This is a genomic window from Clostridioides sp. ZZV15-6597, assembly GCF_020657815.1.
Classification (GTDB): Bacteria; Bacillota; Clostridia; order Peptostreptococcales; family Peptostreptococcaceae; genus Clostridioides.
In genome coordinates this window covers 1-12,906 of record NZ_JAGWCT010000112.1, presented here as the reverse complement: position 1 = coordinate 12,906, position 12,906 = coordinate 1, and the positions used below count along the sequence as shown (strand labels likewise).

At 27.6% G+C, this 12,906-nt stretch carries 14 protein-coding genes and 1 other annotated feature; of the genes, 10 read left to right on the top strand and 4 right to left on the bottom strand.

What is annotated here, in order from left to right; translation table 11 throughout:
* The 10 genes from KGF52_RS17870 to KGF52_RS17825 form a co-directional block, all read left to right on the top strand.
* Nucleotides 1-777 (top strand): GNAT family N-acetyltransferase (locus KGF52_RS17870; protein WP_413927404.1); only part of this gene is annotated, 777 nt, incomplete at its 5' end.
* Between the two features lie 213 nt (nucleotides 778-990).
* Nucleotides 991-1,425, top strand: a complete 435-nt coding sequence (locus KGF52_RS17865; RefSeq protein WP_227841098.1) for a hypothetical protein — start codon at nucleotides 991-993, stop codon at nucleotides 1,423-1,425.
* Between the two features lie 31 nt (nucleotides 1,426-1,456).
* Nucleotides 1,457-1,651 carry a hypothetical protein gene (locus KGF52_RS17860; protein ID WP_227841097.1) on the top strand — a complete coding sequence of 65 codons (195 nt, stop codon included), beginning with the start codon at nucleotides 1,457-1,459 and terminating at the stop codon, nucleotides 1,649-1,651.
* Between the two features lie 164 nt (nucleotides 1,652-1,815).
* Nucleotides 1,816-2,316 carry a GNAT family N-acetyltransferase gene (locus KGF52_RS17855; protein ID WP_227841096.1) on the top strand — a complete coding sequence of 167 codons (501 nt, stop codon included), beginning with the start codon at nucleotides 1,816-1,818 and terminating at the stop codon, nucleotides 2,314-2,316.
* 80 nt (nucleotides 2,317-2,396) lie between these two features.
* Nucleotides 2,397-2,610: a binding site (T-box leader), on the top strand.
* Nucleotides 2,611-2,876: 266 nt separating this feature from the next.
* Complete coding sequence (gene argC / locus KGF52_RS17850; protein WP_227841095.1) at nucleotides 2,877-3,911, top strand: N-acetyl-gamma-glutamyl-phosphate reductase; 1,035 nt, start codon at nucleotides 2,877-2,879, stop codon at nucleotides 3,909-3,911.
* 41 nt (nucleotides 3,912-3,952) lie between these two features.
* Nucleotides 3,953-5,170, top strand: coding sequence for a bifunctional glutamate N-acetyltransferase/amino-acid acetyltransferase ArgJ (gene argJ, locus KGF52_RS17845; RefSeq protein ID WP_227841094.1), 1,218 nt, complete (start codon nucleotides 3,953-3,955; stop codon nucleotides 5,168-5,170).
* Between the two features lie 13 nt (nucleotides 5,171-5,183).
* Entirely contained in the window at nucleotides 5,184-6,044 is an 861-nt protein-coding gene (gene argB / locus KGF52_RS17840) for an acetylglutamate kinase (RefSeq protein ID WP_227827953.1), read from the top strand.
* 52 nt (nucleotides 6,045-6,096) lie between these two features.
* The gene (locus tag KGF52_RS17835) at nucleotides 6,097-7,290 is read left to right on the top strand and encodes an aspartate aminotransferase family protein (RefSeq protein WP_255611308.1); all 1,194 of its coding nucleotides are present in this window, start codon (nucleotides 6,097-6,099) and stop codon (nucleotides 7,288-7,290) included.
* A 106-nt stretch (nucleotides 7,291-7,396) separates the two neighbouring features.
* Nucleotides 7,397-8,419, top strand: coding sequence for an ornithine carbamoyltransferase (gene argF, locus KGF52_RS17830; protein WP_227827954.1), 1,023 nt, complete (start codon nucleotides 7,397-7,399; stop codon nucleotides 8,417-8,419).
* 124 nt (nucleotides 8,420-8,543) lie between these two features.
* Entirely contained in the window at nucleotides 8,544-9,152 is a 609-nt protein-coding gene (locus KGF52_RS17825) for a hypothetical protein (protein WP_227841093.1), read from the top strand.
* 383 nt (nucleotides 9,153-9,535) lie between these two features.
* On the opposite strand, the gene KGF52_RS17820 is transcribed toward KGF52_RS17825, so the two are convergent.
* The 4 genes from KGF52_RS17820 to KGF52_RS17805 all read right to left on the bottom strand — a co-directional run bounded on the left by KGF52_RS17820 (nucleotide 9,536) and on the right by KGF52_RS17805 (nucleotide 12,837).
* On the bottom strand, nucleotides 9,536-10,753 hold the full coding sequence (locus KGF52_RS17820; RefSeq protein ID WP_227841092.1) for a M20 family metallo-hydrolase: 1,218 nt from the start codon (nucleotides 10,751-10,753) through the stop codon (nucleotides 9,536-9,538).
* 211 nt (nucleotides 10,754-10,964) lie between these two features.
* The gene (locus tag KGF52_RS17815; protein ID WP_227827957.1) at nucleotides 10,965-11,603 is read right to left on the bottom strand and encodes an ABC-2 transporter permease; all 639 of its coding nucleotides are present in this window, start codon (nucleotides 11,601-11,603) and stop codon (nucleotides 10,965-10,967) included.
* Nucleotides 11,603-12,466: an ABC transporter ATP-binding protein gene (locus KGF52_RS17810; protein WP_227841091.1), complete on the bottom strand. Its 864-nt coding sequence runs from the start codon at nucleotides 12,464-12,466 to the stop codon at nucleotides 11,603-11,605. Before KGF52_RS17810 ends, KGF52_RS17815 begins: the two co-directional genes overlap by 1 nt.
* Complete coding sequence (locus KGF52_RS17805; RefSeq protein WP_227827959.1) at nucleotides 12,463-12,837, bottom strand: GntR family transcriptional regulator; 375 nt, start codon at nucleotides 12,835-12,837, stop codon at nucleotides 12,463-12,465. Before KGF52_RS17805 ends, KGF52_RS17810 begins: the two co-directional genes overlap by 4 nt.
* Between the last annotated feature and the right edge of the window lie 69 nt (nucleotides 12,838-12,906).

Below are 12,906 nucleotides of genomic sequence, written 5' to 3'. Positions count from 1 at the left end.
GAGAAAAGGAGAGACAATATGCAGATTATAGATATAAATTTAAACAATATTGACAATGAACATATATGTTGTGCAATTACTGAAAAAAAGGGAGAAAACTGTGTTTCTTCTAAAAAATTTTGGATGAAAAGCAATTTTGATAAAGGCCTTGTATTTAAAAGGTTAGATGAAAGAGGTAAAGTTTTTATAGAATATATTCCAGCAGAAAATGCATGGTGTCCTATTACTGCAAATAATTATATGTATATTAATTGTTTCTGGGTATCTGGAAAATTTAAAGGACAAGGATATTCTAATTTATTATTACAAAAATGTATTGATGATGCAAAGTCAAAAGGAAAATATGGTATAGTTGTACTTTCATCTGAAAAAAAACTACCTTTTTTATCTGATTCTAAGTATCTAAAATATAAAGGATTTTATCTGGCAGATACATCAGAACCTAGTTATGAACTATTGTATTTTCCATTTACTAATAATGTACCTATTCCATGCTTTAAAGATTGTGTAAAACAAAGCAAACCAAAGGAGAATGGGATAGTTTTATATTATAGTAATCAGTGTCCACATACTGCAAAATATGCTCCTATTTTGAAAAAAATTGCGAACGCTAGAGGTATTGAAGTAAATCTTATAAAATTTGAAACAGCAAAAGAAGCACAAAATGCTCCTGCACCATTTACTACATATAGTCTTTTTTTCAATGGGAAATTTATAACTAATGAGATACTTTCTGAGAAAAAAATCGAAAAATTTTTAGATAGTAAAGGTTTTTAAAACTCAATTAAAATAAGATATAAATATTGTAATTTTAAATTGTGATATTTTATAATTTAATGTATTTTAGATGTCTATTAAATTCTAATCTATATACTTAAGGTATCCCATGAACTTACTATTTATTATGATTATTGTGGTATAATGTTGAGTAGATGAAATTTTGTTAAATATTGGAATGTAAATAAAATATATTAAGAGAGGGTAATTATTATGAATAAAAGTATTAACACAAAAATTATATCTGCTGGAATGATTATATCTATGTTAATTACAGGAACTACATATGCGCAAGAAAACTCAGAAACTAGTAAAGATAATTACAGTATTGATAAAAGTAATATAAGAGTTGAAAATCCAATAGATATACATAATTTGTGTGGCGGATGGGCAAATCTTAGGTTGCCAAACGAAGATGACTTGAAAGTGTTTAATGAAACCAAAGGAACATTGCTAGGTGTTGAATATGAGCCACTTATTGTTTCTACTCAAATTGTAGCTGGAACAAATTATAAATTTATTTGTAAGGCTGAGACAGTTTCAAGTACACCTAAAAAGTATTTAGCAGAGGTTAATATTTTTAAACCTCTTCCTTTTGAAAAAAATAATAAAGCAATAATAAAAAGTATTAATAAAATTAATGAATAAAAATATAATAAATTATAGTAGGGAATTCTCAATGGATATAGTATCTATTTTAACCAATATAGACATAAAGAAGTTGAATGACTTTTATAGTGGAAAAGTAACTCTACATTATGATGAGTTAATACTTATAAATAGTGTCATTATAATGTCATTTGCCGATACATTTAAAACTACTAAGTATAGTCATGATATGATAATTAAGACTCGCAAAAAAGATATTGAGTAGTAAAATTTATAGCCTGCTAGAAAATATAGAACTAATAAATGAAAATTCATGTAATAGACGAGGTTTTATCATATTAAAAAGAAAATCAATAGAAAGACTATTGTTGTGTCTGATTAAGAGTTCTTTGATAACAATTTTAGTCCTTCTCTTAAAAAGGAGAAAAAATGATATTAAAAACAAAAAGATTAACTTTAATTCCACTATCACTTCGTCAACTTGAACTTTGGACTTCCAATAATGCAGAATTAGAAAAGGAATTGGATTGCATTTATTGTGCAGAACCAATGATTGGGTTTTTTTATGATATTGTAAAAAGACAATTAGATATTGCTAAAAAAGATGAAAAAAATATATTGTTTTATACATTTTGGTTTATTATGCTAAATGAAAACCGTACAATTATAGGATTAGCTGATTTTAAAGATGTACCAAATTCTTATGGTGAAATTGAGATTGGTTATGGCCTAGGTGAAGATTATAAAAAACAAGGATATATGACAGAAGCTGTTAAAAAGATATGTAGTTGGGGATTAAGTCAACAAAATGTTTCTTCTGTGATAGCTGAAACTGATGCAGACAATACAGATTCACAAAATGTTTTATTAAGATGTGGTTTTAAGTTATATCGTAACTCAGATACAAAATGGTGGAAATTAACAATCTAGAAAAAATTTCCAAAAGTTTATAAATAATATTGACAAACTACTAAAAATAAATTATTATATAAAACAACAAGAAAAGAAATTGAAATCCTATGAAAAAGAAAGTAGCATAAAAGGATTTGATAGAGAGCTAGGGATGGTGGAAGCCTAGTAATGAATTTTATTGTGAATAGAGCTTTGGAGGAAGTTACCAGAACTAGGAGTATGGTAATTGGTGAGTCTCGCCTTAAGAGATTAGAGTGGGTAAGATTATCTTATCAATTAGAGTGGTAACGCGGGTGTATATTCGTCTCTTGGTCTTTGACCAAGAGGCTTTTTTAATTTTAAATATACATTTGCAAATACTTTTTAATTTATAAGAATATTTATTATAATTATAATTTTACCAATAAGAGTGGTACCGCGGAAATTCGCCTCTTAGCATTATCAATGCTAAGGGGCTTTTTATTGTGAGTTAGATAGTTTTAAATTTATAAATTATCAAATGATTATCAAATAATAATATCAATCTAAAAAAATAATTCAAAATATTCTTAAAATAATTGTAAAACGGAGGGAATAAAATGAGTAAAATAAAAGCTGGGATTATTGGAGCAACTGGATATGTTGGTGTAGAAGTACTAAGATTATTAATAAATCATGAAGAAGTAGAAGTTACAGCTATAGGTTCAAATTCATACATTGGCAAAAATATAGTTGATGTATACCTAAGTATAGGTTATGAAAACAGTATGGTATGTATAGAAAACGAAAAAGTCATTGATATGTGTGATGTTGTATTTACTGCTCTTCCACATGGGGTAAGTGAAAAATTTGCAATAAAAGCAATCGAATCTAAAAAGAAAGTCATAGATTTAGGTGCTGATTTCAGAATAAAAGATGAAGAAATATATAGTGAATGGTATGGGGTATCTTTTATAGATAAAATTTTACACAAAAAAGCTGTATATGGATTAAGTGAGATATATAAAGAAGATATAAAAAATGCTGATATAGTTGCAAATCCAGGATGTTATCCTACTAGTATTTCTTTACCACTGATGCCATTATTAAGCTCTAAGTTAATAAAAAATAATAATATAATAATTGACTCTAAATCAGGTCTCACAGGAGCTGGTAGAGAGTTATCAACAAGTAGTCATTTTACAGAAGTTAATGAGAATATAACTGCATATAAAATAGGAAAACATAGACATACTCCAGAAATAGAACAAAATCTAAGTGAAGCGTATAAAGAAAATGTAGATGTAGTTTTTACACCAAATCTAATTCCAGTAAATAGAGGGATACTATCAACTATATACTGCATAAAAGAAGATAATGTATCTATAGGTGATATACATAAAAAATTGACTGATTATTATGAATATAAAGATTTTGTAGAAATACTCCCATTAGATAAGATAACCTCTTTAAAAAATGTTATATATTCAAATAAATGTGTAATATCAGTACATGAAAATAAAGATACATTAATAATCTGTTCAACTATAGACAATATGATTAAAGGAGCAGCAGGGCAAGCCATACAAAATATGAATATAATGTTTGGAATTGAGGAGACTACAGGATTAAAGCATATTGCACCATCATTTTAGGAATAGAAAAATACTAAACTCATATAAGTAGGAGGATAAAAATGGAGATTATAAAGGGTGGAGTTACAGTTCCAGAAGGGTTTGTTGCTTCAGGAATTCACTGTGGCTTGAGAAAAAATAAAGAAAAGAGGGACTTAGCTTTAGTTTATTCAGATATTTTATGTGATGCAGCAGCAGTAGTTACTCAAAATAAAGTTAAAGGAAATCCAGTTTATGTAACACAGGAGCATATTAAAAATGGAAAAGCACAAGCGATTATAGTGAATAGTGCTAATGCTAACACATTTAATGGAAAAGAAGGTCTTATAAATGCATATAAAATGGCTAAATTTACTAGTGAAAAATTAAATGTTAAAGAAGAGGATGTTTTGGTTGCATCTACTGGTGTTATAGGAAAACCATTAAATATAGATTTAATAGAAAAAAATATGGATGAATTAGTGAGTAATCTCAGTAAACAAGGTCATATTGGAGCAAGAGAAGCGATTATGACAACTGACATTATAAAGAAAGAAATAGCAGTAGTAATAATGTATGGAGATAAAAAAATAACTATTGGAGGTATGGCAAAAGGCTCAGGAATGATACATCCTAATATGGCAACAACATTGGGATTTATAACTACGGATGCAAATATCGATAGTGCTCTCTTAAAAGAAGCTCTAAAGAGTGCAGTTGATAAAAGCTTCAATAGAGTTAGTGTAGATGGAGATACAAGTACTAATGATATGGTAATGATTTTGGCAAATGGAAAAGCGAAAAATGAGAGAATGGATGAAAAAGATGAACATTATCAAGTCTTTTTAAGTGCACTTACATATGTTTGTATAGAACTTGCTAAACTTGTTGCTAAAGATGGAGAAGGATGCACAAAATTAATTGAATGCTATATAAATGGAGCACTAAGCGAAGAACATGCAGTAAAGTTAGCAAAAACAGTTATATCTTCTTCCTTGGTAAAGACAGCTGTATTTGGAGCTGATGCAAATTGGGGAAGAATATTGTGTGCTTTAGGTTATGCGGGTGAAGAAATAGATATGGAAAAAGTAGATATTATTTTTGAAAGCATGAAAGGATATATAGAAGTATGTAAACAGGGAAATGGGTTAGATTTTAACGAAGAAAAAGCGAAAAAAATTCTTGAAGATGATGAAATAAGTATATTAGTAGATTTGAACATGGGAAATGCTAGGGGAAATGCATGGGGATGTGATTTAAGTTATGATTATGTAAGAATAAATGGAAGTTATAGAAATTAGGAGGAAATGCTTAATGATTGATATAGAAAAAGCAAATACGCTGATAGAAGCTTTACCATATATAGAAAAGCATCAAGGAAAGACTATTGTAGTTAAGTATGGTGGAAGTGCAATGAAAAAAGATGGTTTAAAAGAGTCTGTTATGGAAGACCTTGTACTTATGAGTTATGTTGGAATCAATATAGTTTTAGTACATGGTGGAGGAGCAGAAATCAATAAAATGCTCGCTAAAGTAGATATAGAAAGTAAATTTGTAAACGGGCTTAGATATACAGATGAAGAAACCATGGAAATTGTAAAAATGGTTTTAGCTGGAAAGGTAAATAAAGATTTGGTAAATAAGATACATATAAAAGGTGGAAGAGCAGTAGGGCTTTGTGGGATAGACAATAATATGATTTTATGTGACCCATATAAAAATTATGAACTAGGATTTGTTGGAGAAATAAAGAAAGTAAATGTTGAACTTATAGAATCTTGTTTAAAATCAGGATATATTTCAGTAATTGCAACTATTGGAGTTGGAGATGATGGAGAGACTTATAATATAAATGGAGATACAGCAGCATCAGCTATAGCTAAAGAATTAAATGCAGATAAGTTGATACTTCTTACTGATGTGCCAGGTCTTTTAAGAGATCCAGATGAAGAAAAGTCATTGATAACAGAAGTTATACTAGAGGATGTTGATAAGCTATTTGATGAAGGTATAATTACTGGTGGCATGATACCTAAAATACATGGATGTGTAGACGCTTTGAATAATGGGGTAAATAGAGTTCATATTTTAGATGGAAGAGTTCCCCATTCTATAATAACAGAGTTATTTACTGATAGTGGGATAGGTACATTAATAAGAAAAGAAAATGAATAAGAAGATACGTTAAATATAAAGAAGATTATAAACTTAAGTGAGGATGATAAAAATGAATATAAATAACAATAGTATAGTTTCAAAATGGGAGGAATATTTCATAAATACATATAGCCAACCTGATTTTATTATAGACTATGGCGAAGGTAGTTGCTTTTTTGATACTAAAGGCAATAAATATATAGATTTTACAAGCGGATATGGAGTATCCTCTCTTGGATATAGTAATAATAATCTAAAAACTGCCTTAAAGAACCAAGTGGACAAATTATTACATACATCAAACTTATATTTCAATGGTCCAGTATTGTCTGTAGGAGAAAAAATAATTAATACAAGTGGATTGGATAAAGTATATTTTTGCAACTCTGGAACAGAAGCAAATGAAACTGCTTTTAAAATAGCAAGAAAGTATAGTAGTGATAAATATGGTAAGGGAAGAGGGACAATTATAAGTTTAAAGGATTCTTTTCATGGTAGAACAATGATGTCTTTGATGGCAACTGGCATGGATAAGTATCATAAATATTTTTATCCACTTCCCAAAGGCTTTAAATATGTAGAAAAAAACGATATTGAAGATTTTAAAAATAATATTGATTCAACTGTTTGTGCAGTAATTCTTGAAGCAGTTCAAGGCGAAGGTGGAGTTAATGTTCTTGAAAAAGATTATATTTTAGAACTTGTAAAAATATGTAAAGAAAAAGACATAGCAGTAATTTTTGATGAAGTTCAATGTGGTATAGCAAGAACAGGTAAACTGTTTGGATATGAATATTTTGATGTAAAACCAGATATTGTTACAATTGCAAAAGGTTTAGGAGCAGGAATACCAATAGGAGGAGTATTAGTAAATGAAAAATTTTCAAAAGTTTTAGGTAAAGGAGATCAAGGTACAACATTTGGAGGTAATTTATTAGCTATGGTGGCAGCTTCTGTTGTGTTAGATGAAATATCTAAAGAAGGATTTTATGAAGATGTATTAGAAAAAGGGGATTATATAAGAAAATCTATTGAAAATTTTAATAGTACAATCGTAGTAAAAACAAAAGGTATGGGCTTGATGATAGGAGTAGAAACTACTATTGAATCTAACATTATAGAAGAAAAAGCTAGAAAAAAAGGATTACTTGTTTTGACTGCTGGAAAGAATGTACTTAGATTTTTACCGCCTTTAACAATTAGCTATAAGGAGATAAATGAAGCTCTTGAAATTTTAAAAGATATACTACTAGAAGTTAATTAAGCTTTTAGAAGATATATTATTAGAATAAGAATGAAGGCATATAAAAATATATGAAACTAAAGATTGAGTAGCATTTAAATAAATTTACAAAAAGGGGAAAATCAATATGAATAATATAAGTTTAAAAGGAAAGAGTTTTTTAACATTAAAGGATTTCACTAAAGAGGAAATTAGATATTTATTAACTCTATCTAGTTATTTAAAAACTAAGAAGAAGGTTGGTATAAAAGGAGATTTATTGCAAGGCAAAAACATAGCATTATTGTTTGAGAAGACATCAACAAGAACTAGATGTTCGTTTGAGGTAGCTGCTCATGATGAAGGTGCTCATGTAACTTACCTAGGTCCCAATGACTGTCATATGGGTAAAAAAGAATCTGTATCTGATACAGCAAAAGTTTTAGGAAGATTTTATGATGGTATAGAATTTAGAGGATTTAAACAGGAAACTGTTGAAAGTTTAGCAAAATACTCTGGAGTACCTGTTTGGAATGGCCTTACAGATGAATATCATCCAACTCAAATACTTGCAGATTTTCTAACAGTAACTGAAAATGTAGATAAAGATTTAAATAAAGTTAAATTTGTGTATGTTGGGGATGCTAGAAATAATATGGGTAACTCGTTGATGATAGGATGTGCTAAATTGGGAATTCATTTTGTAGCACTTGCTCCTAAAGAGCTTTGGCCAAATGAAAAGTTAGTTGAAGATATGAGAGAGATATCTAAAAAGTCTAAAGGAGATATATTGTTAACTGAAAATATTGATGATGTAAAAGGTGCTGATGTTATATATACAGATGTATGGGTTTCTATGGGAGAAGAAGAACAATATGAAGCGAGAATAAATCAACTTAAAGATTATCAAGTGAATATGGATATGATAAAGAAAACTGAAAATGAAAATGTTATATTTTTACATTGTCTTCCAGCTTTTCATGATTTAGAAACTAAAGTTGGTCAAGAAATTTATGAAAAGTTTGGATTATCAGAATTAGAAGTTACTGACGAGGTATTTAATTCCAAGTATTCAAAAGTATTTGAAGAGGCAGAAAATAGAATGCATACTATAAAGGCTATTATGGTTTCTACTATGACTGATGTAAATATGAATAATAATTTAATATAAATATTTTTTAATCTAGGTTTATGTTTTGATAAAAGTGATAAATATTCTAAATATATTATTAAAAATCCTCATTATATGTTAAAATAACTTATGTATCAACAAATTAAGAGGGAGGATTTGAGATATGAAAAAAATCATATTACTTTTAACAACTTTTTTATTAGCAATATCTTTGACAGCATGTTCAAGTGCAAAATCAGAAGATACAATCAATAATTTTTTTAGTAGTGCAAAGAAATTTGACTTTGAAGGTATGAACAAAGTTATGGAAAATAATGATGAAAAATATAAGGATATACTAAAAGAATTAGAAACAGAAGACCCAAGTGCACAGTATGTTTTAGATTATCTAAAAAATAATGCATCTAAAATAACATACACAATAAAAGACAGTGAGATTAAAAATAATAATGCAAAAATTCAAGTAGAGTGTAAGTTTGTAGATTCAACACCATTACTTAAAGAAATAATAGCTGAAGCATTTACAAAGATGCTTGGCATGAGTTTTTCAGGTCAAGATTTAACAGATGAGAAAACAACTGAAATGTTAGTGTCAATCATGAAAGAAAAGCAAAAAAGTGTTGAAGAAACTTTTGTAACAAAAACTGTAGAGTTTGAATGTACTAAGAAAGATAATAAGTGGATAATAAGTTCAGCTAATGATGCTCTGGCTGATGTATTATTATCTAATCTTGTTACAGCAGGAGAAGAATTTTCTAACTCTATGAGTTAAGTTGAATATTAAATTAGAAATATAATAAAAAATGAATATATAATATTTATAAGGGATATCAGTTTTGGTATCCTTTATGTTTTTTAAGGTAAATAAATAAAAATCAATAGAAATATTAAAAATAATTTGAATGTTTATTTCCACTATTAGAAAGATATCTATTGTATAATATATATGATTTAAAATGAGCTAATTATGAATAGAATGTATAATTATAAGTAAGGTATATAGCTAATGGAAATGATAGATTTGATACTCTTGATGGGATACCAACTTTTATATATAAATAGAATTAGAAGGTAGCAATTATGGTTAGTTGCTACCTTCTTCATGTTTATTTTCATTTTTTTTAATACATCAGAATAGAGAGTATTATCATAAAATTATCTTAGATTAAGATTATCTAGTATTTTTAAAAATATTTTTACCGCAATATCTAAATCATTCACAGTAACATTTTCATTAGGATTATGACTTATACCTTCAGTACATCTTATAAATACCATACCTATATCAGTTATATTATCCATTTCTTGAGCATCATGACCAGCGCCACTATAAATATAAAATGGGTTGAGATTTAAATCTACAAAACTTTTTTCTATAACTTTTGTTATTTTATCAGAACATGGTACAGGAACATTTTCAAAAGAGAGTTCACTTGTATAGTTAAGTTTTCTATTTTGACATATACGAGTTATTTCATCAAATATTTTTATTACTGAAATATCAAGAATTTCTTGTGAACATGAGCGTACGTCAAGAGTAAAATCAACTCTTTCAGGAACTACATTTGATGATGATGGATAAAAATTCATCTTTCCAATTGTAGCAACTAAATCAGGAGTTATCTTAGCTATATTTTCAATTGCTAATACACATTCACAAGCACAACATCCAGCATCAAATCGCATATCCATTGGTAATGTTCCAGCATGACCAGATTTGCCATTTACTGATATTTTAAAACTCTTAAATCCTGTAATACTTGAAACAATCCCAGCAGGAAGAGAGTTGTTTTCTAAGACAGGCCCTTGTTCGATATGGAATTCTAAATAAGCATCAATATCTTTTCTAGGGTGTAAATTTATTAAATTTTTAGTATCAAATCCAAATTTTGTCACAGCTTCTTCAAGTGTAATTCCATTTTCATCAACAGATTTGAGTAGCTCCTTTTTAAAAGTACCAGCAAAAACTTTACTTCCCATTAGAGATGTTTCAAATCTTGTACCTTCTTCCTCAGCAAATGCAACTACTTTAACATTAAATGGGTAAGATTTATTATTATTTATAGCTTCCTCAAGTCCAATTAGAGGAACAATTATTCCTAGCATTCCATCAAATATACCTCCGCATTTTACACTATCTTGATGAGATGCAACTACTAATGTAGGTGCGTTTAAGAAAGTAGATTTATATGTACCTATAACATTTCCAATATCATCAATTTCAACATCAAGATTCAAACCTTTCATCCAAGAACTTATTAATTCAATCGATTTTTTATGCTCATCAGTTAATATAAGTCTTGTAAGACCTGTTGTTGTTGAACTTATTTTTCCTAATGTTTGTAAATAATCCATACATCTTTGTCCTAACATATGTACCCTCCTAAAAATATAATTGTCAACTAAATTTATCAGATAATTATATTATATCAGTATATTTGGAAAATAATAGGATGTTATTAAACAAATAAATAATAAAAAAATAAAAATCCTAGTAGAAATAAAAAATAAAAATACCATCAACTTTTACCTCGATAGTATTTTTATAAAATTATTTAAACATAAAAACTGGTGTTAATATATTTTATACTTCTTTTTTACAATAAATTTTTGTAGAAATAAAATATGAAATTACAAACAAAAAAATAGCAATAAATGGAAGAGAATAAACTAAAGTATTAAGTATAATCTCAATAGAGATACTTGAATTAAATCTTTCCAAAAGGCTTTTAAATCCTAATAATACAGCAGTAGGAAGTAAAAAGCATGCAATCATTAATAAACGAGCTTTTTCTGTACCAAATTTATAAATAAGTGGTAAAATAAGGCTGGCAAAACATATTGAAATTGATAAAATTAATCCTGTAATAACTAAAGTCTCATCTAAAACAAGTGTATTTTTAAAATATCCAATAACGATGCTAATAATAAGTGAGAAAAATACACCTATAAAGCTAAATATTAACATAGTTAAATATTTACTTAATACAATAGCATTACGTTTGATAGGCATTGTAAGTACATAGCTATCCCATTTATTTAAATCATCATATGAAAATGTTGAGACAATCATTGTTGTACATAAAACTATAATAACACCCATAAAACTATTGTTATTTCCATCTCCCACAGAAGATATATATCCAAATACAATCATAAATAAAATCATAATTTTTATATTGCCTTTTAAATTAAGTAAATCTTTTAAAATTAGTCCCTTCACTATTTATCACCTCTCACATAAAATAACATAATTTCTTCAATTGTTGTATTGTCAACTATAAGATTTGGATGTTTTGTAATAAATTTGTACTTGTCTTTAAGTAGTACTTCATATCCAAACTGGCTTTTACGATAATATGAATAATCTTCATTTGTAAGTTTAGCAAAATCATTAGAACTACATTTTAAGATACCCATAGTATCGATTAATTCATCTTTGCTTTCGCTAAATATAATTTTTCCCTTATGTATAAATGTAATATAATCTGCTATTTTATCCAAATCACTTGTAATATGTGAAGATAAAATAATAGAATGTTCTTCATCCTGTATAAAATCTAAGAATATATCCAATATTTCTTCTCTTACAATAGGGTCAAGTGAACTAGTTGCTTCATCTAATATTAATAACTTTGGTTTATGAGATAAAGCTACAGCAATACTAAGTTTCATTTTATTACCTTTTGAAAATTCTTTAATTAGTTTATTATTTGGAACTCTTAATTTTTTTAAATATTCTTTAAATAGTGTATCATCCCAGTTTTTATAGATATGGCTCATAATTTTTGAGATATTATTTGTATTTAAATTCTCATGAAAGTTGCTTCCTTCAAATACCACACCAATTTGTTCTTTGATTTCTTTTTCATTTTTTATGTTATCAAGACCAAAAATTTCGATATTTCCACTATCATAAGATATTAAATTTAAAATTGATTTTAATGTAGTAGTTTTTCCTGCACCATTTTCACCTACAAATCCCATTATAGAGCCTTTTGGTACTGAAAAAGATACATCTTGTAATGCAAAATTTTTGTAAGCTTTGTTTAGGTTTTTTATAGTTATTGCGTCCATAATTATCATTCTCCCTTATATAATAAAAGTAAAATATCTTTTAACTCATCATATGTAATACCACTACTTTGAGCTGTATCAACTGCTTTTTGTAGGTATTCTTCAATTAAACGAAGTTGTTCTTCTTTAACAAAATCCATATTTTTGCCAGATACGAAACTACCTTTACCAGTAACTGTTTCAATAAATCCATCATGTTCTAAATCGCTATATGCTCGCTTTGTAGTAATTACACTTATTCTAAGTTCTTTTGCTAATAATCTCATACTTGGAAGAGCAGTACCTTCTGGCAACTCTCCACTTATAATCATACTTTTAATTTGTGTAGTAATTTGTTCGTATATTGGCTTGCCACTTGAATTACTAATAACTATATTCAATTAGACACCTCCTTAAATTGTATATATAGTATATATACATTATATAAATATATGTATACTATGTCAAGT